This is a genomic window from Nitrospirota bacterium (assembly GCA_020846775.1).
Taxonomy (GTDB): Bacteria; Nitrospirota; 9FT-COMBO-42-15; order HDB-SIOI813; family HDB-SIOI813; genus RBG-16-43-11.
The window spans coordinates 66286-90247 of sequence record JADLDG010000035.1 but is presented as its reverse complement, the minus strand read 5'-3'; the positions used below and the strand labels follow the sequence as shown (position 1 = coordinate 90247).

20 protein-coding genes are annotated in these 23962 nt (G+C 41.9%); 18 read left to right on the top strand and 2 right to left on the bottom strand.

Annotated elements, in window-relative coordinates; translation table 11 throughout:
* Window positions 1-20 precede the first annotated feature (20 nt).
* The 18 genes from flgL (at window position 21) to IT392_06035 (ending at window position 22006) form a co-directional block, all read left to right on the top strand.
* Window positions 21-914 (top strand): flagellar hook-associated protein FlgL, encoded by an 894-nt coding sequence (gene flgL / locus IT392_06120; GenBank protein ID MCC6544067.1) that lies wholly within the window; start codon window positions 21-23, stop codon window positions 912-914.
* 91 nt (window positions 915-1005) lie between these two features.
* The gene (gene csrA / locus IT392_06115; GenBank protein MCC6544066.1) at window positions 1006-1251 is read left to right on the top strand and encodes a carbon storage regulator CsrA; all 246 of its coding nucleotides are present in this window, start codon (window positions 1006-1008) and stop codon (window positions 1249-1251) included.
* A 58-nt stretch (window positions 1252-1309) separates the two neighbouring features.
* The gene (locus IT392_06110) at window positions 1310-1762 is read left to right on the top strand and encodes a flagellar assembly protein FliW (protein MCC6544065.1); all 453 of its coding nucleotides are present in this window, start codon (window positions 1310-1312) and stop codon (window positions 1760-1762) included.
* Window positions 1763-2061: 299 nt separating this feature from the next.
* Window positions 2062-2916 (top strand): flagellin FliC, encoded by an 855-nt coding sequence (locus tag IT392_06105; protein MCC6544064.1) that lies wholly within the window; start codon window positions 2062-2064, stop codon window positions 2914-2916.
* A 77-nt stretch (window positions 2917-2993) separates the two neighbouring features.
* Window positions 2994-3356, top strand: a complete 363-nt coding sequence (locus tag IT392_06100) for a flagellar protein FlaG (protein ID MCC6544063.1) — start codon at window positions 2994-2996, stop codon at window positions 3354-3356.
* Window positions 3357-3386: 30 nt separating this feature from the next.
* Window positions 3387-4784: a flagellar filament capping protein FliD gene (gene fliD, locus IT392_06095; GenBank protein ID MCC6544062.1), complete on the top strand. Its 1398-nt coding sequence runs from the start codon at window positions 3387-3389 to the stop codon at window positions 4782-4784.
* 21 nt (window positions 4785-4805) lie between these two features.
* Entirely contained in the window at window positions 4806-5222 is a 417-nt protein-coding gene (fliS, locus tag IT392_06090) for a flagellar export chaperone FliS (GenBank protein ID MCC6544061.1), read from the top strand.
* Entirely contained in the window at window positions 5219-5614 is a 396-nt protein-coding gene (locus tag IT392_06085; protein ID MCC6544060.1) for a hypothetical protein, read from the top strand. The genes fliS and IT392_06085 overlap by 4 nt, the downstream gene beginning before the upstream one ends.
* Before the next feature lie 146 nt (window positions 5615-5760).
* Window positions 5761-7326, top strand: a complete 1566-nt coding sequence (locus IT392_06080; protein ID MCC6544059.1) for a radical SAM protein — start codon at window positions 5761-5763, stop codon at window positions 7324-7326.
* A 34-nt stretch (window positions 7327-7360) separates the two neighbouring features.
* Window positions 7361-8695, top strand: a complete 1335-nt coding sequence (locus tag IT392_06075) for a B12-binding domain-containing radical SAM protein (protein ID MCC6544058.1) — start codon at window positions 7361-7363, stop codon at window positions 8693-8695.
* 11 nt (window positions 8696-8706) lie between these two features.
* The gene (locus tag IT392_06070) at window positions 8707-10236 is read left to right on the top strand and encodes a glycosyltransferase family 2 protein (GenBank protein MCC6544057.1); all 1530 of its coding nucleotides are present in this window, start codon (window positions 8707-8709) and stop codon (window positions 10234-10236) included.
* Window positions 10220-11902: a glycosyltransferase gene (locus tag IT392_06065; protein ID MCC6544056.1), complete on the top strand. Its 1683-nt coding sequence runs from the start codon at window positions 10220-10222 to the stop codon at window positions 11900-11902. Before IT392_06070 ends, IT392_06065 begins: the two co-directional genes overlap by 17 nt.
* 22 nt (window positions 11903-11924) lie before the next feature.
* Entirely contained in the window at window positions 11925-14702 is a 2778-nt protein-coding gene (locus tag IT392_06060; GenBank protein ID MCC6544055.1) for a glycosyltransferase, read from the top strand.
* Between the two features lie 13 nt (window positions 14703-14715).
* Window positions 14716-15690 (top strand): methyltransferase domain-containing protein, encoded by a 975-nt coding sequence (locus IT392_06055; protein ID MCC6544054.1) that lies wholly within the window; start codon window positions 14716-14718, stop codon window positions 15688-15690.
* A gap of 37 nt (window positions 15691-15727) precedes the next feature.
* Window positions 15728-17542: a glycosyltransferase gene (locus tag IT392_06050; GenBank protein MCC6544053.1), complete on the top strand. Its 1815-nt coding sequence runs from the start codon at window positions 15728-15730 to the stop codon at window positions 17540-17542.
* Window positions 17543-17545: 3 nt separating this feature from the next.
* On the top strand, window positions 17546-19264 hold the full coding sequence (locus tag IT392_06045; GenBank protein MCC6544052.1) for a glycosyltransferase family 9 protein: 1719 nt from the start codon (window positions 17546-17548) through the stop codon (window positions 19262-19264).
* Window positions 19252-19668: a hypothetical protein gene (locus IT392_06040; GenBank protein MCC6544051.1), complete on the top strand. Its 417-nt coding sequence runs from the start codon at window positions 19252-19254 to the stop codon at window positions 19666-19668. The genes IT392_06045 and IT392_06040 overlap by 13 nt, the downstream gene beginning before the upstream one ends.
* Before the next feature lie 262 nt (window positions 19669-19930).
* Window positions 19931-22006, top strand: a complete 2076-nt coding sequence (locus tag IT392_06035) for a GAF domain-containing protein (protein ID MCC6544050.1) — start codon at window positions 19931-19933, stop codon at window positions 22004-22006.
* Between the two features lie 83 nt (window positions 22007-22089).
* Here IT392_06035 and IT392_06030 read toward each other — a convergent pair whose 3' ends face one another.
* Window positions 22090-22446, bottom strand: coding sequence for a hypothetical protein (locus tag IT392_06030; GenBank protein MCC6544049.1), 357 nt, complete (start codon window positions 22444-22446; stop codon window positions 22090-22092).
* 135 nt (window positions 22447-22581) lie between these two features.
* Window positions 22582-23958 carry an adenosylmethionine--8-amino-7-oxononanoate transaminase gene (gene bioA, locus IT392_06025; GenBank protein ID MCC6544048.1) on the bottom strand — a complete coding sequence of 459 codons (1377 nt, stop codon included), beginning with the start codon at window positions 23956-23958 and terminating at the stop codon, window positions 22582-22584.
* Window positions 23959-23962: the final 4 nt, after the last annotated feature.

The following is a 23962-nucleotide window of genomic DNA, read 5'->3' as shown; positions in this document are numbered from 1 at the left end:
GTTAATTAAGGGAAATAGAGATGCGCGTTTCAAATAATTTAATGTTTAATACTGTTATGGGGAACATGCAGCGGAATTTAGATAAGCTGATGGAGCTCCAAAACAGCGCCTCGTCCGGTAAAAAGATAACCAGACCCTCCGATGACCCTGCAGGAGCAGCCAGGATAATCAATTATAATTCGGCAATATCGAAAGCAGATCAATACCAGCGGAACATTAATAATGGTACTGCCTTTTTGAATGCAACGGAAACTGCTGCGTCATCTACACTGGATGTCCTTCAACGGGCAAGAGAACTTGCAGTATCAGCCCTCAACGGGACTAATAGTGCGTCTGACAAGATGACTATGGCTAAGGAGGTTGAGCAGTTATATGAACAGGTAAAGCAGATTGCAAATTCGAAGTATGATAACAGATACATCTTTGCTGGTTTCAGGACGGATGTTGCGCCTTATGATAATACCGGCAGTTATACAGGTACAGCTTCTCCTGATGGATATATGGATGTGGAGATAGATGCCGGGAACACCATGTCAATGAATATGCCCGGTTATGCTGTATTTGGTTCCTCTGCAGATGGTACAGACATACTTGCATCGCTGGCCGATCTGAAGTCAGCCATGGAAAGTAACGATAGTGCAGCGATTCAGGGAGCAATGACTAAAATAGATGCAGGTATGGATCAGGTGAATGATGCACGATCATATATTGGCGCAAGATTAAACAGGCTTGATATTGCAAAAAGTCATTTTGACAAATTACTGAATGATCTGGCAAAATACAAAAGTGATACTGAAGATGCAGATATTACTAATATTATATCTCAACTTGCCTTACAGCAATCCATGCTTGAAGTATCCAGGGCAACAGCAGCCAAGGTGCTTCAGCAATCTATTTTAGATTTTATGAGGTAATATGATATGATACCGATGCTTTTATGTCATTGCCGAACTGATTAATCGGGGAGATGGATACAGCATAAACCTAATGCCACGGAGGGCTGCGATGTTAATTCTGACAAGGAAGTCAGATGAAGGGATAAGAATTGGAGAAGATATAAGGGTTGTAATCCTGGAGATTCATGGGAATCAGGTCAGGATTGGGATTGAGGCCCCAAAGGATACACAGGTTCATCGCGACGAGGTTTATGAAAAGATTAAAGCAGAAAACATAAAGGCAGCATCTTTAACTGCTGAGAATCTGCAAAGACTCTTCAAACTTTGGACAGAGGATAAAAAAGGACATGAATAACTTCTCACTTCTAACCCTTTCACCTGAGAGTGAGGGTGTATGGTGAGAGAGGGGGCCAATGAAACTCTATACATCCAGATTTGGCGAAATTGAGATAGACGAAGACAAGGTTATCATATTTCACAGTGGTCTGCTTGGCTTTGCTGATGTAAAACACTACGTTTTATTAGACAATATGAATAACCCTGATATACCATTCAAATGGCTTCAGGCTGTTAATGAACCTGATCTGGTATTTGTGGTAATAGATCCGTTGCTCTTATGTCCTGATTATAATAGTGAAATAGATGAGCACGTCTTGCGGGAACTTAATATGAACGGCCTCGCCGACTGCTGCATATTTGTAATTGTAACTATACCCCATGAGATGCCAGAGATGATGACAGCAAATCTCCAGGGACCGCTTATTGTAAATCTGAAGACGGGAGAGGCAAAACAGTTTGTCCTCTTAGATGATAAATATCCACTTCGCTATCCATTATTACAAGATATTCCTGTCTCCAATCCATAGAAGAAAGTGCTTATTATACTCTCATAATATCACGTCGTTGATTAAGGAGTTTACAGGTGATTATTTTGTCTATCTATGTCTCTTTGGATCCCTGTAAGGCCTATTTTGATAGTGAGTATGGGATAAAAGATGGTTTCTTAAGTTTACTGAGAAGATTCCGAAAATGAATCCAATGGATAATTTAACAAATATAAATAATAAGAGAAAAAGGAGGTGAAAAAAAGAGTGACTAACATGGGCAAGGATGCCCAATACCGGCATGGCTGCCGGTATCAATAAATAACAAGGAGGATTATAACATGTCATTAGTAATCAACACCAACTTCGCATCTCTGACGGCTCAAAAAACACTTTCTAAGAACAACGAAGCTTTGACCCAATCCATACAGAGACTGTCTTCAGGATTGAGGATTAATACAGCAAAGGATGATGCCGCAGGTCTGGCAATATCTGAGAAGTTAAGGGCCCACGTCCGCAGCATCGGCCAGGCCATTAGAAACTCTCAGGATGGGATGAGTCTTACTCAGGTGGCAGAAGGCGCTATGGGAGAGGTAAGCAACATCCTGATAAGGATGAGGGAGCTCGCACAACAGTCTGCCAATGGAAGCCTTGGCGATACTGAAAGGGCAAAACTGGATCAGGAATATCAGTCCCTGACTGCTGAGATAAACAGGATCGCCGATGTTACCGAATTTAACGGCACGAAACTGCTGGATGGTTCACTCAGCGGAACAGGCATATCATTGCAGGTTGGATTCCAGAATGGATCCGGCAATACAGTCAATGTTCTTTCGGGACTCAGCGGGGCGGCATCACTGCACGCCCAGAGCGCCCTTGGACTTACAGGCGCTGCTACGACTATCTCTGTCGTCGCAAGTGCAGCAGCTGCGCTGTCCATGATTGACAGTGCAATCTCAAACGTTGCTGGTAAGAGAGGTGATATTGGTGCTTCTCAGAATAGACTTGAGATAACCATCTCCAATTTGAGTGTAGCTTCTGAGAATTTCACGGCTGCAGAGTCACGTATCAGAGATGCTGATTTTGCCTACGAGACAGCTGTATTTACCAAGAATCAGATATTGATGCAGGCCTCAACGGCAGTCTTAGCCCAGGCTAATACGCTTCCACAGATTGCGCTTCAGCTCTTGAAGTAGGGTGTTAATCTGAAATTAATAAGGATATGGGGGCGGCCTGCCAACAGTGCCGTCCCCATATTTACATGGAGTCAGCTATGATGAGCGATAATAGCAGCATGAATGTAGCAGTGGTGGGAATACATGACACTACTGTCCCGTTAAGAACAGAAAACAATCGTGGAGATGCGGTTAAACAGAACTCAGGGAAGCCTCCGTCGAAAGATGTAGAAGTCAAAAAGAACAGAAAGGAACAGCTGTCAGATGCCATTACCAATCTTGAAAACTCTTTCAACAAGGAAATTAGATTTGAGATTGATAATGAGTTGGATGCCGTGATAGTCAAGGTTGTAGATAAAGAGAGCGGGGACGTCATCAGACAGATACCTTCGGAGGAGCTTATTGAGCTTTCCAAGAAGATCAAGGGACATAAATGGCATATGTTAGATGTATTTGCCTAGATTGTTTTTCAGGATGAAGGGGTGTAATGGATGTCTACTTTTTCTGTTTCCGGTCTTAGTTCCGGCATTAACGCAAATGATATAATAACCAAGCTGATGGAGTTGGAGCGTCGTCCGGTGACCCTGCTTCAAAGCAAACAGACGGCCTACAACGATAAAATAACGGCTTATAGTGACTTTCAATCAAAGATCTTGTCATTAAAGACTGCTGCTGATGAATTGAGGACAACATCCAACTTTTTTGCAAAAAAGGCATCAGTCAGTGATAGCACTATCCTTGATGCATCGGCTACGAACTCTGCACCTGCCGGGAGCTATACGATAGCATCTCATTCCACCGCAGGTAAGATACAGCTCGCCCAGTCAGAGCAGAAATCGCATACTGCTGGGACTGCTGCCATCAATACAAGCGTTAACAGCAGCGGCTCTGATAAAATATTTCAATATACCTATGCAGGCTCCCAGAGTTCCATCACCGTCGCAGACGGAACTACTCTTGAGGGACTTAGGGACCTTATCAATAGCGACTCTGGTAATCCCGGGGTTAATGCTACAATAATATATGATGGTTCTGTTTACAAGCTGGCGCTAACCGGTAATGATAGCGGCAGCACAAAGACTATCAGTATCGATTCCGGAACAACCCTGGATGGCACAGGCAGTACAGTAGATTTAACCGGCAGCGCCTTTACCACTAATCAGACCGCCCAGGATGCCAAACTCAGGATTAACGGCATTGACATTACAAGCAGTTCAAATAACGTATCAGGTGTAATATCAGGTTTAACCCTTACCCTTAAAAAGGAATCTACAAGCTCTGCTACTGTTGCGGTTACAAATGATACAGACTCGATAAAGAAAAAGATCGAGGACTTTGTAACGGCATATAACAATGCTATAAATTATGCCGCTTCGAAGTCTTCATGGGACAGCACTACCAAGACTGGAGGTCCCTTACTCGGTGATGCGACGGCAAGGGATGTGGTTAGAAGCATGAAGGCAATGGTAATAGGCACGGTTTCAGCTGCTTCATCTGATGTAGATTCACTCGCAGGGATAGGCATAACTACTAACTCAAAGGATGGGACACTAACGATTAACAGCACGACATTGAGCGACAAGCTTTCAGCTAGGATTGACGATGTGTCCAAACTATTTGCAACTGCCACTACCGGCATAGCCAATCAGATATGGAGTTACGCTGACACTATCACAAAATCAACCGACGGAGCTCTGACCATAAGGAAAAGCGGTCTTCAATCTGTTGTCAATAATATTGCAAGTAATATAACTTCTCTTGAAACAAGATTGGTGAAAGTAGAAGATGATCTGCGGAGACGATTTTCGGCATTGGAATCACTGCTAAATGGACTGACTTCTCAGGGGACATTTCTGAATAATCAGATTACAAAATGGAATTCACAGTAAAATAATCGGGAGGTATATAACATGCAACAAGTGTCAGATTACAGGAAGGCAGAAGTGAATACTTCCGATAGTGTAAAAGTCATTTCCCTGATGTATGATGGGGCCATCAATTTTATCAAGGTTGCAAGGAAGAGAATAGAGCTTGGTGACATCGCAGGTAAGGGGCTTTATATAGGAAAGGCTTCCTCAGTGGTTGGGGAGCTATTAAGCTCGATCAACATGGAGGCAGGCGGGGAGATCGCTAAAAATCTGAGCAGGCTCTATGATTTTGTCTTAGACAGATTAATAACAGCCAATATGAAGAACGACGAAAAAGCGCTTGACGATGCTGTTAAGGTCCTCGAGGTATTACGATCTGCATGGAAAGATATTGGCAAGAATAACATTGTTAATATTCCAAAAGAGGCAGTTTCTGCAGGGATGGAGTTGAGGGTATGAGTAGTGAAAGAGTCTTAAGTCTGTACAAAAAACTGCTTGGACTGGCAGAGGATCAGTTAAATGCACTTCGGGATGAAAGGTTTGATGAGGCGTTAGAAATACTCGAAAAACGTCAGAGAATTATTGATGACATCCAAAATATTGACAGAGAAGTAATGAATACACAGTTACTCCCATTGAATGAGGAGGCCCATAATCACCGTAATAATGGTTCAAGGGAGATGGTTATAAACATCGAGAAAATTCTGACCCGTAACAATGAGATGAAGAATACACTTCAGTTAGAAATGGCTTCTTTATTGGACCAGATAAGTGTTCTTGAGAACTTTAAATTATTTTCCCGTCATAATAAATGTAATCAGAATGGCTCCACTATAAGCATAAGCATCTGATTTATTTCCAGACTTATCCTTTTAATTCTACTTATATTACCTCTTATAATACATGGCAAGGTATTTGCTTTATTACCATGTCAGTCACTCCTCTGCGTCTAAACTGCGGCGGGAGTCAAGAAGATACCATTTGGAGTCGTTTACTCATGTTAGACAACAGTCATAGGGCAGGTCTTAATATCAATTCAGAGGATTTTACCTTGATGGAACAAGCCATGGGGAAATATGGATCAGGATTATTTGATGAGGCAGAAAGGATATTTGGGTATTTGACAGAGAGGTATCCGGATAATCCGGAGATAAGAAATAATTACGGGGCGTGTTTATTTATTAAAGGAAAGTCTATAGATGCAATATTTCAGTTCACAAAGGCGCTGGATTTGGCCCCTGCATATTCGGAGGCTACAATTAATCTCCGTGAAATATGCAAGAAAATTTACAAGGATTTTGAAATTGAGGAGAATGTTCACAGACATCTTGATTTGCCGGAATTGCTCCAACCTCTTCAGGGTATCAAGCGCTTTGAAGGATGGGCGATATCCATTACAGGCATTGGATCTATCGAAGTATATGTTGATGGCAGGCACTTGTTGCGGGCAGAATATGGGTTGCAGAGGGATGATGTCGCATTGATCTATCCCGACATAAATAACTCAAGCTGCAGCGGATTTAGGTTTTACATAAATACGCTGGTTCTGATAGATGGTATCCATGAAGTAAGCATTGCATATAAGACGAAAGATGACAGGCAAGTTGAAGACAGATATTTTATCAAAACTGATAATTCAAAGATCAGACTAACTCAGGACGAGGCAGATACTTTCAATAAGTGTACTAATTCGGAGGATTGTGCGGATATTCTGGATAAATCTATTTTGCTGCCCACATATTTTTCTCTCGAAACAGCTATTGGATGTCCCTCGAGTTGTTTGATGTGTCCCAGGAAAATGGTTTTAAAAAAACGAAAAAACAAATTGATGCCAGAGAGGCTGGTTGATAAAATCTTTGATGAAGTTGACTGGAAGTGTAAAATAAACTGGGAGTGGATTAATGATCCATTGTATGACGACAGGATATACAGGTTTATGAAGAGAGCAAAAAAACTTGGATTTGAAAACTGGATAGCGACGCCTGGATATTTATTGGATACGTATAAGGCAAATCAGTTATTGGATGGAAATGTTGATATTGTCGTATTTTCTATAGATACATTGAATAAAGATTTATACAAAAGGATAAGACGGGGTCTGGATCTTGATGTAGTTTTAACTAATATTAAAAACTTCCTCTCCATAAGAGAACGACTTAACTCAAAAACTGATGTATGGGTGACAAAGATTCAACTCCCTCTAACCATGTCTGAAAGTAGAAAGGAATTTACAGATTATTTTGAAAAATTGGGCATTAATAAGGTTCAGTTCCCGGCATACAGGATAAGAGGAGGGGAAATGGATGCTGAAGTCTCACAAGAGGTGCCAAATTTCAATCTGTGCTATTTCATAGAAAATGAGATGGCGATAACAACGGATGGTGACGTGGTGCTTTGCCCATGCGAAGCCGGTGCCTGGGATAAGCCAGAAGCAAATATAACAGAGATGTCTGTCAGGGATGCATGGCTGACACCTAAAAGAATAGAGACAATAAAACTCATCAGGGGAAGCGGATTAAGGTCATTTAAAGAGTGCAGGGAGCATTCCGGTCAATTGGAATGAAAATATTCAATTACTTCTTTAATGGAGGCTTCAAATGGCAAAGGTCTTACTGGTTAATCCATCAATAGCATATAGCACATGGAATGCGGACATAAGCAAACCATCACCAGATACAACATTCATTCGCCTTGGTCTTGCATATCTGGCAGGGTCGTTAAAGGCAAGGGGGCACGATGTTCATCTTGCTGACTTAAGGACATTGTCAGGTTGGAGTGAATATGAACAGGTTGTAAAGGCTATCTCTCCGGAGTTCATAGGAATATCCATACATTCTGTAGAATATTCTATAGCTCTGGAAGCTGCCAAAAGAGCCAAAGAGGTCTTACCAGGGGTAATTGTGGTCGCTGGCGGAGTTCACCCAACCATGTTCCCGCAGGAGTGCATTGATAGCGGCAATTTCGATTATGTTATCCAGGGTGAAGGAGAAATCAGCTTCGTGGAATTGGTAGAAGATCCGTCTATGTTCCCTAAATGCTTTTGGGGTGAAACTCCGGATCTTGATACGATCCCATTCCCGGAAAGGGAAATTTGGCCGGACTTTAAAAGGAGAATGTTTTCCGAACCATTTGGATTAACTGGTTTCAGGTTTCCCTTACCTATGGCTGAGATGATCAACGTAAGGGGATGTCCTTATACATGCAAGTTCTGTTGTGGGCCTGGAGAGCATCAGCTCTATACGAAATTAAGAGAAAACGGGACTCGAAAAACTTATATTCGGGGGAGAAGCGTGTCAAATGTCATAGCTGAACTGAAGATGCTGATAGACAGGTATGGCATTAAATCCGTTATGTTCCATGATGATCAGTTCATAGTATCTCCAAAATGGGTTGAAGAGTTCATAACTGCCCTTCATTCCAGCGGAATCGTGAAATATGGTCTTAAATGGGTCACATCAAGCAGGGCTGATAACATATGTAAAAATGATAAACTCATAGGGGATATGGCAGCTGCAGGTCTTCTCTTATTGATAGTAGGATTTGAGTCATTCAGCCCGAGGGTATTGAAGTGGTTCAATAAAGGGGTTACGGTAGATCAAAACTTCAAGGCAGCGGAGATTTGTCATAAACATGGTGTAAAGGTCTGGGCAAACTATATCCTTGGTATACCAACAGATACCGGATGGCACAAAGAAGATGATCTGATGACTGTTGAAGGTGTTTTACGGGTCAAACCTGTCCATTTTTCCCCTGCCTTTTATACCCCGGTCCCTGGAAGCGCATTATATGACTTTTATAAAACCAATAACCTCATTGTTGGAGATGACAATACAGAGTCTTTGAGTGATAGAGGTGCGATGGCTCCAAAGGTTAGAAATGTGGATTATGACTTTTTAGAATCCATAATGATCAATGATACCTTTCTGGCGTAAGGGGAGAAATAATGCAAAATGATATGGTGATAAAAGACAAAGTGCGGGAGATGGAATGGGCCCTGGAATGTGCCAGTCGCATATTCAAGGAAAAACATGAAGCAGCCACAAGATATCTAAAGAAAGTAATGGCTGCAGAACGTACGATATCCGATTTGAGCAATAAACTGGTCGAAAAAGATGATTCCCTGCGGAATGCATTGAGTCTGCTCTTTGAGATAACGCCAATTGATGTAAGAACAAGGCCGTCTGCCATAGCGGATAAAGTCTCAGTTATTATACCGGTCAATAATGGCGGAGAGAAATTAAAGGGTTTACTCGGTATGATAAGGTCTCAGAGAAAGGTAAATGATATAGAAATTATTGTGATCGATTCTGGATCTTCAGACAATTCAAAAGAGATAGCTGCCGGGTTCGGAGCGGTAATTATAGATATCCCTCAGAAGGAATTCAATCATGGTATGACCCGAAATACAGGGGCTGCAAAAGCGACAGGTGATTACCTCGTCTTTACAGTGCAAGACGCTCTTCCTATCAATAATTATTGGCTTTACAACATGGTATGCCCATTAATCGAATACCCGCGATTAGCTGCCCTTTCGTCAAAGCAGTTTGTTAAACCTGAAGCTGACCTCTTCAGTTTATGGAAGAATGAATTGCTGGGTACAATACTGGGGTTTGAGCAGGACTCCATGTACACCCTCTTGATGGACATTGGGGGAATAGGCCTGAGGGCATTTGATGGGGCTACGAAAAGGAGGCTGACATTCTTTGACAACGTTTCATCATGTGTGAGAAGGGATATATTTGGAGAGGTCAAATTCACCCCCATGATGAATGCAGAGGATATTGACTTTGGTGTAAAACTCCTGCACAAACGTAAGGTTATCGGCTACTTAAATTCAACGGGCGTTTATCATTGGCATGAAAGGGGTGCGGTTGACGTATTAAAACGGCATAGTATAGGTTCAAAGGCCAATGTTCATACTTTGCAAAACGAACTGCCCTATTTATTTTCAAGATATAACATTACCTGGGACCAGTTAGTAGCTGTGATTATTGGTACCTATAACCTTATTAACCTCTCAATTTCTGAGTCTAACCCCGTGAACAGCAATCCCATGACAGCATTAAAATCACTACTAAGTGCTATTCAGAAGAATATAAATAAGCATCCTGACGGGATAGAAAAAGGTTTGAAAAGAATGAGAATACAGGGAGACGAGGGCCTGAATATTTTGTATTCTATGTTGTTTGAAAATGCCGTTCGCTCCCCCCAAAATATGTATAATTTTAAACAGAATATATTGATCCCGAATATCATGAACTACCTTAATCAGTTTTCCGAATATCTTTTGGCCAGACATAATACGTTATCCGGCCGGGAGGAAGACTTTGTAGCATGTATTTATAAAATATATGCTATGACTGTGGGTGATGCTATAGGAGCGTATTACCTGGAGGCGGAATCCCTCAACAGAGTTACTTCGGAATTAAATAAAATAGATGAGATTTTAGCAAAGGGTGTCTGTTATCAATAATCATTCCTTAGTAGAAACGAAAAATGGCAGTTATTCAATAAGGGTTACGTATGAAGACGGCTCTTTAAAAACACTTCACAGCCTCTATGACCCCGAGGCAGAAGCCAGGGCAATTGCAGATGCCTTTTATTTTGATGGGAAAGGGCTATTAGTGGTATTAGGATTGGGGCTTGGTTATCATCTGATGGAGCTTGTCCGCAGGTTTCCGGAGGCCAGGATTATTGTGGTTGAATCAAGTCATGAGATGTATGGACTGGCAAAGGAATATGGTAGGATGGGAGAGATCGAAGATAGGGTTAGATTCATAATCGGAGTCACTTCTGATGCGGCTATAAGAGAGATTACCAGGTATCAGTTAACGTCTGGAATGCCTTCTGTTGCCTCCTTTCCCCTGGCTCCGGTCGTTTCAGCCATGCCAGACTACTATAATCCTATCCTTATCTCCTTAAAAAACACAACATCAGTCAGGCTCTGGGAAAGGCTCAGATACCCAAGGTTTAAGGAGGAAAAGACTAAGATCGCCTTTATAGATTATGGCTATTTCCTGACCTCCGAGGTGGCAGACGCTATTAAACGCCTTGGTCAAGAGGTCGTAAAAGTTCCTTTAAAGAAGGGAGAAGATGGGGAGGCCATTGTATCGCGCATGTTGAGTACCATCCTTGAATTCAAACCGGATTTCCTCCTCACCATTAACCATCTTGGCTTTGATGAAGACGGGGTCTTGACATCTTTTTTAAAATCAATTGAGATGCCTGTGGCATCGTGGTATGTTGACAGCCCGAATCTTATAGTCAAGGCCTTTGAAAAAAATGTATCTCCATATGTCTCACTTTATTTATGGGATAAGGGATATATAAACGATATGAAGGCTATGGGTTTTGAGTTAGTTGAATACCTGCCACTTGCAGCGGACACTGATGTCTTTAAACCTTTAAATTTAAGTCAGAAGGATAAAAACAGATTCAATACAGTCATAGGTTTTGTAGGCAACTCTATGGTCGAACCGGCAGCAGAAAAGCTGAAAAAGGTACCAGTGAAATTGCGCTCTATTACTGAAAGGTTATCGCAGCGCCTTGGTTCCTCTCATCTGTCTTTCGATGAATTATTGAGAATGTTGAATAATGATGAGCAAGAAAAAGTAAGAGCCCTTCCTGTTCAGGAGAGGCTTGATCTTGAGGCCGCTGTTCTCTGGAGATCAACACTTATATACAGACTCTCTTGCATAGAAAGACTTAAAGAATACAGTCCGAGGGTTTACGGGGATAAAGGCTGGCATGAACTCTTAAGCAGAGATTTCAATATCAGGCCTCCGTTAAACTATTACAGTGAACTTCCCCGCTTTTACAATGCCTGCAAGATAAATTTCAACGCTACTAATCTGCAGATGGGTAGCGCCGTTAATCAGCGGGTCTTTGATGTCCCGGCATGTGGTGCATTTCTATTGACTGATGATCAGGATGCGTTAGGTGATCTCTTTGATATAGGGAAAGAGGTTATAACCTATAAAAACAGGGAGGAGATACCGGGACTTTTAAAGTTTTATCTGAACAATTCTCAGGAAAGAAAGCGAATATCGGAATGTGGAAGAGAAAGGATCTCGAGGGAACATACGTATGTCCACCGGATAAAGATGCTGATTGACAGCATGAAGAAGCGCTATTCCTGAACAGCTGGTTTTGGAGGAAGTTATGAAGATTTCCGTTTCGATGATTACAATGAATGAGGAAAAGAATATTGCAAGGGCGTTGAGCTCATGTACATTTGCCGACGAGATCGTAGTTGTTGATGGTGGCAGTACTGATGGCACGCTGGAAATACTCAGGTCTTACCGGAATGTTACGTTGATTCAACATATATGGGAAGGCCATTTTGGGAAGCAGCGGCAGATCTCTCTTGACAATTGCACAGGTGACTGGGTGGTGCGCCTTGATGCAGATGAGGCATTTTCGCAGTACTTCGAAGAAAATATAAGAACCCTGCTTGAATCAACTCCGGGAGACACTACCGGTTATTTCATCCGTCAGTGTAATCTCATTGGAAATGAAAAGTATTATTCCAGGGGAGCTGATGATTATGAAAATATTCCGAGGATTTGGCGTAACCGCAAGGAGGTCAAATGGGAGGGGCAGTTACATGAACTATTGACGAAACCTTACGATGGATTAGACAAACACTGGGATGCATACGTTGTACATTATGGTTTCCTGGATAAGGAAAAGTATTGGAAAAAAAGTGAGCAATATTCACAAATGGAAGAAAGTGGTTTCAATAATCCGGAAGAACTTTTTTACAGGGAATATGATGTCCAGGTCAGGCCGCTTAGGACTATGGTTAGCCGTTGGGTTCCACCATATACTTCTGAAAAGATGTCTGAACGTCCCAGGGTTGCGATATTAAGGGGGCCTAATCTTAATCACTGGGAGATGCAGAATTATGAACCTCTGTACAAAACATTTGACATAACTTCTTATACGACAACTCAATCAAGTTTTGATCTATCCCATATTACTCTTCCTGTTGTTAAACTTCCTCCCCATCCTCAAAACCCTGCCTATATGATAGGCCTTGAGGCAGAACTCCTCGATAAGGATATTATTTATACAGCTGATATTACCTGGATATTTACATATCAGGCAGCAGTTATGAAACAAAAATTTGGAAAGAGGATCATTGCTCTCGAATGGGAAAATATCCCCTTCGCCTACGAGGAAGATGAGCAGATGAGAGAGATGAAGCGGTTTAACCGGCAGATGGTGGATCACTTTGTTGCCGTGACCGAAAGAGCAAAAGATGCCCTGATCATAGAAGGGGTACCGGAAGACAAGATAACTGTCATTCCAATGGGAATTGATGTAAACAGGTTCAGGCCGGATAACGAGGCAAGATGGAGGTTAAGAAAAGAATTTGGTATCGGCAAAGAGGAGCGAGTTGTGTTGTTTACAGGAAGAATAGTCTGGGAAAAGGGTATCTATGACCTGCTATACGCTGCAAAATTGGTTACCCAGGAGGATAGTGTTAAGGATGTTCACTTCAGGTTTGTAGTCATTGGAAAAGGATCTGAATCAGCTGGGATTAAAAGCAGGGTTGAGGAGCTTGGAGTCGGCTCAATGTTTACATTTATAGAGGGCTACCCTTACCACAGAATGCATGAAATGTTTAACATGGCCGATATATTTGTTCTTCCAAGTATTTCTACAAGAACATGGAAGGAACAGTTCGGAATGGTTTTGACAGAGGCTATGGCCTGCGGTCTTCCAGTTATCTCAACTTATTCCGGCTCTATTCCGGAGGTGGTGGGTGATGCAGGAATACTTGTTCAATCCAATGATCCGAGAGGACTTTCTTCTGCGATTATAAATCTTCTGAAAGATGACACATTAAAAAAAGAGTTGTGTATAAAAGGAAGGGAGCGGGCTATTAATGAATTTGACTCACAAAAGATAGCCCAGAAGTTCAGTCTTCTTTTTGAAGAACTGGTACAGTCCTCTTTTAGAGGAGCGGTCCAGGAATTGGCACGTTATACCGGCGTAGATGTTGATGAGGTTATAAGTCGTATAAGGTGTGTTTATGACCAACAGATTAAAGATTGGGGTGACATCTCTAAATGCATTCTGACCCAGGAAAAGGTCAACGAGTTTTACATCAATACGGATTCATATCTCTATGATCTGGTCCAATACAATTATGAGAATCCCATGTATATGCAGGGGATTGATGAGATAACCAGATTTTGTCGGCAAGTCTCCTCTGAACGTGGAAAGCTTGACATTCTTGATTTTGGCGGCGGGATAGGGAGTCAGATCATCAATCTGTCCAGGATAAGTGACATACGACTTAATTATGCAGATATCCCCGGCAAGACCTTCAATTATGCAAAATGGCGGTTTGGAAGGAGATGCCTTGATGTGAACATGATTGATGCATACAAGGATGATTTCCTCGGTTCAAATAGATATGATGTTGTGATCATGCTGGATGTGGTTGAACATTTGGTAGAACCGGAGAAAACCGTCAAATACCTGATTGAACACTTAAACCCTAATGGTTATTTAATTATGTTTGCTTCATTTTATAATAACAATGGTGAGGCCGGATGGCATCTGAATGTGGAACGTTATACCAACGAAGGGTTTTATAACATTGTAAAAGAAATGGGTCTGGAAATGTTGAATAGCGCGCCACTCAGGTTTTTCAGAAAGGCATTTGAAGAGCCAGCGGATCTGATAGCTGAGATTGATGCCACCATTGCAGAAGGAAGGCATGCAGACGCCAGGGGACTAATAGAATCATATTTAGAGTTACATCCACTTGATTTGTCAATTATCATTAAATATTCGGAGGTTTGTTCTAAGCTTCATGACTATGACACCGCGCTGGACAATCTGGAAAAGGTTTTATTGTTCAATAAAGAAATGACAGGGGCGGTGGAACTTAAAAGACAGATAGAAGGCTATGTATCCATGTAGCGCAGGAGATAAAGTGATTAACGATACGAGGAGTCAGACGCAAAATGGATTAGATAAGACTGTTGACAGGGAATACTTTCGCCAGGGAAGAAAAGAAGTCGAGACTCTTGTGCCCGAGGAAGCCATGAGGATTCTTGATGTGGGTTGCGGAGAGGGTATACTCGGGAAAAGGCTGCTGGAAAAAGGGGCTGAAGAAGTTGTTGGTATTGAAGTTGATCCAATTGCGAGTAAGAGGGCAAATGAGAATCTGTCACGGGTTATAAAGGGAGATGTGACGTGTCTGGAACTTCAATATGAAGATGGTTATTTTGACTGTATTATATTTGCCGACATACTGGAACACCTGAAGGAACCATTGTCAACACTCAGGAGATTCAAACACTATCTTGCTGATTCTGGTTCTATTGTCGCAAGCATTCCGAATGTACGGTATTACGGGGTTCTAAACATGCTGGTGGAAGGGCATTGGAAGTATCAGGACTCGGGTATCCTCGATAGAACCCATCTGAGATTCTTTACGATGAAAGATATGGAATCCCTGTTTACAGAGGCTGGATATGAGATAACAGGGATAACTGCCAATATTGATCCTGCTTATAGTTCCTTGCATGATCCTCTTTCAGGAGAGATATCCTTTGGCAGGGTTAATCTGAAAGGTCTGTCACATGAAGAACTTAAAGATCTCTTTATAATTCAATACCTGATAAAGGCAGAAAAGTCTGGAAATAAAAAGATGTGTAATACCCTGATGTCAGCAATCGATTCCCAGGATTTCAATAAGGCTATTGATATCCTGGAGGAGTATTTGGTACATCATCCGGCTGATACTGATTTTCTTTATCGGCATGCAGATGTGAGCTTCAAGCTCGGGCAACTTGATAAGGCACTTGATAGCATAGATAAACTTCTCCTGTTTGAGCCCGAAAGAAGTGATGCCATTGGGCTTAAAGGCATAATAAACAGGGCTTCGTCAAAAGCAATAGTTTAGACTTAATGAGAAAAGGAAGAAGATAATTCAGGAAATTATGTCTGCCAATAACCTCATATTCGATAGAAATTTAGAGGTCATGAAGAAATATGACCCTGCACTTGCAACTTCAGTTATTGAGGCATGTGTCAGTGATGATTTGAAGCTGCATACATCTAAGTCAGGGAAACTTTCTTTGAAGGTAGGGGATATCACCCTGCATAGCCTGTATGATCCTGAGAAGGAGGCTGGCAAGTGGGTTGAATATCAGCGGGAAAAGGTTGAAATGGGATCTGCTGTTGTCGTCCTCGGTTTTGGACTTGGGTACCATGTTGCCGGGCTTTGCGAGCTCGATATTTGCAATATTTCAGGTATGGAGATAATTGTCTATGAGCCAAGGCTCGATATCCTGAAAACAGCTCTGGAACATTTTGATTTAACTCATGTCCTCACAAGGGTGAAACTGTTAACAGGGGATAAAATACCGTTGTTGCCAAAATGCTTTACAATAGTAGAGCATAGTCCATCTGTCATGGTAAGTGAATCATGTTTAAAGAACCTCCATAAGAAACTAAGATTACGTCAGACTGTGAAGAGTGGTTTGAAGATCATGGTCGTAGGGCCGATCTACGGCGGCTCTCTCCCTGTTGCAGGATACTGCGTCTCTGCCTTGAAAAAACTGGGTCATCAGGTTGATTATGTAGACAACAGTAAGTATAACGAAGTCTTTCAGTCAATCCCCGGGATAACAGGTGAAAAGGCCCATCAGAATCAACTGCGCTCCATGTTTATCTCCTTTCTGTCAGAGGCAGCCATAGCACGGTGCGCAGAGTTTAAGCCAGACCTCGTTTTTGCCCTTGCACAGGCCCCTTTAACCGAAGGAAGTCTGCAGAAGCTTAAAGAGAACAGGATACCCACCGCCTTCTGGTTTGTTGAGGACTTCAGGTTTATGAACTACTGGGAGAGGATAGCGCCCCTTTATGATTATTTCTTCACCATCCAGAGGGACCAGTTTTTTGACAAATTAGATGCGAGTGGCGTTAGAAACTACTCATATCTTCCTATGGCTGCATCTCAGGAAGTTCACCGGAGGCTTTACCTGACAAAAGAAGAAATAGACACTTACGGAAGTGATATATCGTTTGTTGGGGCCGGATACCATAACAGGAGGTTTTTCTTCAGCGGATTGCTTGATTTTGATCTTAAGATATGGGGGAGCGAGTGGGATGTCGGCCTGCCATTGCTGAGGCATATTCAAAGAGGCGGTGAATGGATAGATACAGAAGAGACAGTAAAGATATTTAATGCTTCGAAGATAAATATTAACATCCATTCTTCCACATATCACGAAGGGGTTAACCCTCACGGTGATTTTGTCAATCCAAGGACATTTGAAATAGCAGCATGCGGGTCTTTTCAATTGGTTGATTGCCGGTCTAATTTGTTAGAACTGTTCAATATGGATGAAGAGATTATATGCTTTAAAGATCTCACTGATGCGAGGAGAAAGATCAACTATTATCTGGAAAATCATGAAGAAATGGCTGCGATAGCGCAAAGAGGAATGGAAAGGGTGATAAAAGAACATACTTATGAGCACAGGATGGAAAAGATGTTTGAGTTTATCCTTGAAAGGGGATATGAGCGTCCTTCATGGGATTCAAGAAAAGAGGATGTGGAGGGGCTTATCGCAGAGGCTGACAGGCATACTGAACTTGGCAGGTATCTGGAACGGTTCAGAAATAAAGGAGCTATTACTATCTCTGATATCGTTGATGATATGGCGTCCGGTGTGGGTGAACTTTCGAGAGTGGATAAGATATTTGTATTGATAAATGAGATCGGTAAGCAGTTTGCTGCGAAGAAGGATTGATCAATGAAAAATGTCCTGATAATCAATCTTACACGTATGGGAGACCTTGTTCAAACTACCCCTGTGATGGCAGGTCTAAAAGACGCCTACACTGATGTCAGGATTACGTTGCTGATAAACTCCGCCTTTGCCGAAATATGTAACTACATCCCATTTGTAGACAGGCTCATAAGCTTCAATATGGATGGATTCATAGCGGGCGGGCGTGGTGAGTTCCCCGGTCTTGTCAGCAAATACAGGTATATGGAAGAGATGTTGGAGGATATAAACAGGGTCGGGTATGACTGTGTGATAAACTTCACTCATACAACAGTGAGTGCAGCCATAATGTCTCTCGTCAGCTCTAAAGAGTTCAGGGGATACATTGCTGATAATAAAGGACATTCCCTTATAAAACATCCATGGTTAAGATATTTCTTCAATATAGTCCCTGGAAGGATTTACAATCCTTTTCATCTATGTGACATATATATTAAGGCCGGTGGGGCCATGCCGAAAGAAAAAGGACTTTTTCTGGAAGTCCCGGAAGAAGTCTTTGATACCGCTAAATCGCAATTACGGAAATCGGGGGTCAGCGGTGGTGATTTTGTAATAGGATTTCAGCCGGGCGCTAGTGACAGACATAAGATGTGGGCCACAGGACGATATGTTGAACTTGCAAAGAAATTAACGAGCAGGCTTGGAGCAAAGGTTATAGTCTTCGGTTCAGGCGGCGAAAGGGCGCTGGGTGAAGAAATAAAGATGGGGGTTGGAAGCGATGTAATAGATATGGTCGGCAAGACATCGCTGAAGGAGCTTGCTGCCTATCTGAAGTGCTGTAATCTTCTTGTTTCTAACGATTCAGGTACAATGCATATTGCGACGGCCGTAGGGACAAGGGTTATAGGAATCTCCCTCGGTGCGGCCTATTTCCGTGAGACCGGCCCATATGGGAAAGGACATATAGTAATAGAGTCGAATCTCCCTTGTCACCCTTGCAGCTTTCATGTAAAGTGTCAGGACATGATCTGTAATGACACTGTCAGTGTGGATGGTGTCTACAGGGTTATTGAGATGCTTTATAACGATGGTCGTTTAAAGGAGGTTGATGACTCCCCTTTATGGGATGGTATGCAGGTTAATGAGGCCGTCTTTTCTGATGATGGATTATTAGAGTACATACCAAGGATCAAAAGGCCCATTACCAGGGAAGACTTTTTCCGTCACTTGTACAGACTGGTGTGGCTGCAGACCCTTGATCACAATGCTGCTTCCATTGTGCCGGAGAATTCCCCGCTACGCCATCATCCCGATAAATCCCTTTTTTCAAAAGTGGTGACAGAAGGGATTAACGGTTGGGAAATTAGTAATGAGATTGATGCACTCAGGAGCCTTAAGGAATTAGCCGGGAGGGCACTTGAAAAAGTCAGCCTGATAGCGGAAGAGGCTAAGAGGGAAAATCCTGATATCGCAAAGATTAAAGATATCTGGGCAGATGTACCACTAATTGATCAGGATATAGATATAATTGGTTTTACTAATATTGCACTGCGTCCCATTGTGATTTACTTTAAATTCGGGAGAGAAAGTCTTGAAGGCGAAGACGTAGCGGTCTTAGCCAGTGCAGCATGCACCTTATACAAGAATCTTATAATCCAGACCTCTGCAATGATTCAGCTTATTGAACCGTTTAACAACAATAGCACTTTAACATTAGAAGGGAGAGGCGTATGGCAAACATAGATGTTAAGAAAAGGGAGGAATTATTGACAGCTATAACTGATGGCATTATAAGCACCTGTGAGAGTATTGGGCAGATCAGCGCCAGATTAATGGATTGTGCCAATTCCCTCAGGATTGAACAAACTGAGAGGGTCTTTAATGAAATATCAGGCTTGATGGACAATCTCAGCGACCTTATGGATTTTATCAGGGAATTGAGGAATGGTCTGGAACAGTCCGAAATCTCATCAGAATCCCTTTCATCGTGGAATAAATCCATTGATATCTTTAAAGAGATGCTCTCTGCCTTTGAAGGAAAGGATTGGATAACCCTCGCGGACCTTATAGAGTATGAATTGAATCCAATTCTTTTAGAAGGTAAAAATGGTTTATCTGAACTTAATGAAAAATTGGTGGGACAATAGATAGAGACGGGTCCGTTCTCTAAAATTATCGGCCCCGTTAAGCCAAGGCCAAAAAATATCATCTTACCTGATTAAGAAATGCTGCGCGATGTGGTAATCGCCCATTCTGCAATGCCAACAAGTCTGCATGTCATTCAAAACATCTAATGTAACTCTTGAATATATTGAATTACCCGTAAAACGCATTGAACTCGTTTTGCTTGTGAGATAGATCAATTTAAGTTAAAATCAGCGTGATAAACAGGTTAAATAAGGAGTGAGTTTGGATATTAATTCAGAACTACAACAGTTTTACAGCGACGTCATGCAAAGTCTATCAGCCTTCCAGCGTATTGTCGCGATGCTGAATAAGAAGTCCGACGTGAAGTCTATATGTGATGAGGTTGTGAAAATACTGTCTGATGAGCTTGGCCTTGAACATTGTTCAATTATGCTTCTCGATGATAGTGGTAATTACGTAGTAAATCAGGCAGGCGTTTCACCTCCGGAGGCAGATAGGAATGAGGAGGTTCATGACAGGGCATTCAGAGTAGGCGAAGGGGTCGCAGGTATGGTTGCAAAAAACAATGCCCCTATACTCATATCAGATGTAGATAACGATGTCAGATTTGTGAAACTAAAATCAGCCGTTGACATAGGGTCTTTACTCTGTCTGCCGGTTTCTGCCGGCGGGCGGTGTTTGGGTGTGTTAAACCTTTCTCACAGTAAACATAAGTTTTTCAGTAAGCACCATGAGAAGGTCTTCTCTATTCTTTCTACAACTATTGGCCATCTTATAAATCTTGTCCGTCTTCAGAAAGACCTTGAGCTGTTAAACAAACACCTGCAATTGACGGTTATTGAGAGGACTAAAGAAATAGAGGAGTCTCACGAATATCTGAAAAATATCTTTGAGAACGCCAGTGATATAATATTTACCATAGACAATGAAGGCAGATTCATCTTCCTTAATAAAAGAGTGGAGGACCTTGGATATACTAAGGATGAACTTGTCGGTCAGGTGTTTGATACCCTGTTAATGAGTGAGGAGGCTATACGTGCCTTTGTTCAGGTGCTCAAACAGGGTGGGAAGAAGACCCTTGAGATGGATCTTAAAGGCAAGGACGAAACCGTATGGCAGACATTGTGCAGTTTTACCCCCCTTAGGAGCAGCGGTCAGGGGATAATTGGTTTACTCGGGGTGGCAAAGGATATTACTGAGCGTAAGATGCTTGAGAAAAGGCTCTTGCAGACTGAAAAACTCGCTTCACTTGTTACTTTTGTCTCGGGCATTGCGCATGAACTCAATAACAGGCTCCTCCCTATATTAGTCTATTCTGAACTTCTCCAGCAGTCATCGCTTGAGGAGAATGAATTAAAGCTGATAAAGACCGTAAATCGTTCGGCAATTGGCGCAAAACGTATTGTTGAATCATTGTTGCGCTTTTCAAGACAGGATAAACCTCACAAAAGTTCTGTTAATATTAATAGTATACTGCAAAGTGTAATATCACTGCTTCATTACAGGCTGTCATCAACTGCCATAACCCTTAAGTCAGATCTTGATGATACTATGCCGTTGACATTTGCTGATGAAAGACAGATTGAACAGGTCTTTGTAAATATTATCAACAATGCCTGTGATGCCATTGAAGAAAAAGGGGGTGCCGGTGGAATTCTGGAAATTAAATCGAGTGTAAAGGATGATGAAATCAATATTGAATTTATTAACAATGGACCGGAAATACCTAAGGAGGCTATAAGCAAAATCTTTGATCCATTCTATACAAGCAAAGAAGTTGGCAGGGGCACCGGACTTGGACTCAGTCTGTGTTACGGTATAATACGTGAGCATGGCGGCGACATAACTGCCAGCAGTGAAAACGGCAGGACGCAATTTACTATTCGAATGCCCATACCTTCTGCAGAAGATGCAGTGTATCACTCTCTTCTGACCTCTATTGAAGAAGTTGTTAATGTTCCTGATGTGAAGCTGAAGAAAATTCTGATAGTTGATGATGAAGAAGACCAGCTTGACGTAATGATACACATAGTAGGGAACAAATATATTGTTGAAGGGGCAAATTCAGGTAATGAGGCAATCAGCAAATTGAATAATGAAGATTTCGACATGATCATATGTGATTTTAAGATGCCGGGGATAGATGGAGCAGGGGTATTCGAATGGGTAAGCAAAAATAAGCCGTATATGGAGAACAAGATGCTTTTTTCTACGGGTGATGTGCTTGGGGGGAGGGCTGATGCATTAATCAGGAAGATCGGGGGAAATTATATTATTAAACCTTACAACATGGAAGAACTCCTGAAGAAGATTGAAGGTATAATAAATAGTGATTAAAGGAGGCAAGGCAATTCGTTTCAATTAAATCAATATTTGACGTTCTAATGTAATTAAGATTTATATCGGATTGTGAATTATGGTCATTCTGTCATACTGAATTGTGGTTTTTTTAACTCTTCGCTAAAAAAATAACCGCAGAGGAAATCTACATCACGTAAATCTTTATGGTCAATAGGAAATGCCTCGCACTGTTTTGGCCTTCCAGTATTATAAATTGCACACTTAGTGTTTCCGTCAGTACCCTCAAGGAAAGGACATTTCAATATCAGGCTGCAGCACTTTCCGCACTGGAAGCAATCTCCAAATCTTGCCTTCTGTTTCTCCTCGATATATTTTTGATTAAAGGTGCATAACACAAATCTTCTTAGTTTGTTGTTTATTTGTTTTAGAGTTTTTTTTGCATGTCTGTCAATGTAATACTGTATTGTCCGTGTCAATTATTCCCTCCTGCAAATATTAGCAATCTGTATTGATAACATATTAGCCATGTAAATTTCAAGAAGTTTTATTGGTTATGCCAACGCATGTATAGGTGTAAACGATATTTATTGATTTGTTTTTAATGGTTTCCGTTATCCACTGCCTGTGACTGAGTCTATAGCATGGACAATTATGGAGGCCATTTTTTTTAAAGCTGCTGATGATATACTAAGAGGCGGCATTAATACAATAACATTTCCGATAGGCCTTAATATAAGCCCCATATCTCTTGCTCTTGTGCATACCCGGTAGCCGGTTTTATCTTCCAGTGGGTATGGTGTCTTTGCTGATTTATCTTGTACAAGCTCTATGCCTGCCATCAGCCCCTTTTGCCTGATATCTCCGATATGGGGGTGATCCTTCAATGGGGCAAGCAGCTTCTCAAGCAGGCGGCCTTTCATCCTGACCTTCTCAAGGACTTTATCATGTTCAAAAATATCAATGTTTGCTATGGCAGCAGCACATCCAAGGGGATTACCTGTGTAGCTGTGACCATGGAAAAAAGTCTTAAACTCCCTATACTCTCCAAGGAATGCATTGTATATATCGTCAGTGACTAATGTGGCTGCTAGCGGAAGATACCCGCCGGTAATCCCTTTGGCAATTGCCATCATATCAGGATGGATCCCTTCATGTTCACATGCAAACATTTTCCCGGTACGTCCAAACCCAGTTGCAACCTCATCCGCGATGAATAAGATATCATATTGCTTACATATTGAACTAATCAGACTGAGATACCCTGGTGGAGATATGATTATTCCCGCAGCAGCCTGTACTATCGGCTCAATAATGATAGCTGCTATCTCCTTATGATGTCGTCTGAATATCCTTTCTGTCTCTCTCGCACATGTCAGGTCGCAATCAGGATAAGCGCTGCCAGCCTTACACCTGTAGCAGTCAGGTGAGGGGATTCTTATGGTTTCAAACAGCAGGGGTTTATATAATTTGTGAAACAGGTCTATACCTCCGAGGCTCACAGAGCCGATCGTATCTCCATGATATGCATTTTCCAATGCAAGAAATTTAGTCTTCTTCTTATATCTGCCTCCTTTAAGCTGCCAGTAGCTGAATGCCATCTTTAGTCCTACTTCAACTGCAGTTGAGCCATTATCTGAGTAAAAAACCTTTGACATGGAATGAAGTCCGGAGTTATGTGCCAGTCCGATTAGTTTTTCAGCCAACAGTATTGAGGCTGTATTTGAAAGGCCGAGTAGAGTGCTGTGGGCTATTTTTTTGAGTTGTCCCTGAATTGCCGTGTCAATCTCTTTTTTTCTGTGCCCATGAATGTTAACCCATATGGAAGATGACCCGTCTATATATTTCCTCCCTTTTGTGTCGAAAATGTACGAGCCGGCCCCCTTATCAATTACAAGAGGGGTTTCAGCCAGCCACTCCTTCATCTGTGTAAAGGGATGCCATATGTATCTCTTGTCTTTTTCTTCCAGGCTGACAGGCTTATGGTTCATGATT

Bases quoted from the DNA above. Each gene is read 5' to 3' on its own strand.
- flgL (MCC6544067.1), top strand. From the start codon at position 21: ATGCGCGTTTCAAATAATTTAATGTTTAATACTGTTATGGGGAACATG.
- csrA (MCC6544066.1), top strand. From the start codon at position 1,006: ATGTTAATTCTGACAAGGAAGTCAGATGAAGGGATAAGAATTGGAGAA.
- IT392_06110 (MCC6544065.1), top strand. From the start codon at position 1,310: ATGAAACTCTATACATCCAGATTTGGCGAAATTGAGATAGACGAAGAC.
- IT392_06105 (MCC6544064.1), top strand. From the start codon at position 2,062: ATGTCATTAGTAATCAACACCAACTTCGCATCTCTGACGGCTCAAAAA.
- IT392_06100 (MCC6544063.1), top strand. From the start codon at position 2,994: ATGATGAGCGATAATAGCAGCATGAATGTAGCAGTGGTGGGAATACAT.
- fliD (MCC6544062.1), top strand. From the start codon at position 3,387: ATGTCTACTTTTTCTGTTTCCGGTCTTAGTTCCGGCATTAACGCAAAT.
- fliS (MCC6544061.1), top strand. From the start codon at position 4,806: ATGCAACAAGTGTCAGATTACAGGAAGGCAGAAGTGAATACTTCCGAT.
- IT392_06085 (MCC6544060.1), top strand. From the start codon at position 5,219: ATGAGTAGTGAAAGAGTCTTAAGTCTGTACAAAAAACTGCTTGGACTG.
- IT392_06080 (MCC6544059.1), top strand. From the start codon at position 5,761: ATGTTAGACAACAGTCATAGGGCAGGTCTTAATATCAATTCAGAGGAT.
- IT392_06075 (MCC6544058.1), top strand. From the start codon at position 7,361: ATGGCAAAGGTCTTACTGGTTAATCCATCAATAGCATATAGCACATGG.
- IT392_06070 (MCC6544057.1), top strand. From the start codon at position 8,707: ATGCAAAATGATATGGTGATAAAAGACAAAGTGCGGGAGATGGAATGG.
- IT392_06060 (MCC6544055.1), top strand. From the start codon at position 11,925: ATGAAGATTTCCGTTTCGATGATTACAATGAATGAGGAAAAGAATATT.
- IT392_06050 (MCC6544053.1), top strand. From the start codon at position 15,728: ATGTCTGCCAATAACCTCATATTCGATAGAAATTTAGAGGTCATGAAG.
- IT392_06045 (MCC6544052.1), top strand. From the start codon at position 17,546: ATGAAAAATGTCCTGATAATCAATCTTACACGTATGGGAGACCTTGTT.
- IT392_06040 (MCC6544051.1), top strand. From the start codon at position 19,252: ATGGCAAACATAGATGTTAAGAAAAGGGAGGAATTATTGACAGCTATA.
- bioA (MCC6544048.1), bottom strand. From the start codon at position 23,958: ATGAACCATAAGCCTGTCAGCCTGGAAGAAAAAGACAAGAGATACATA.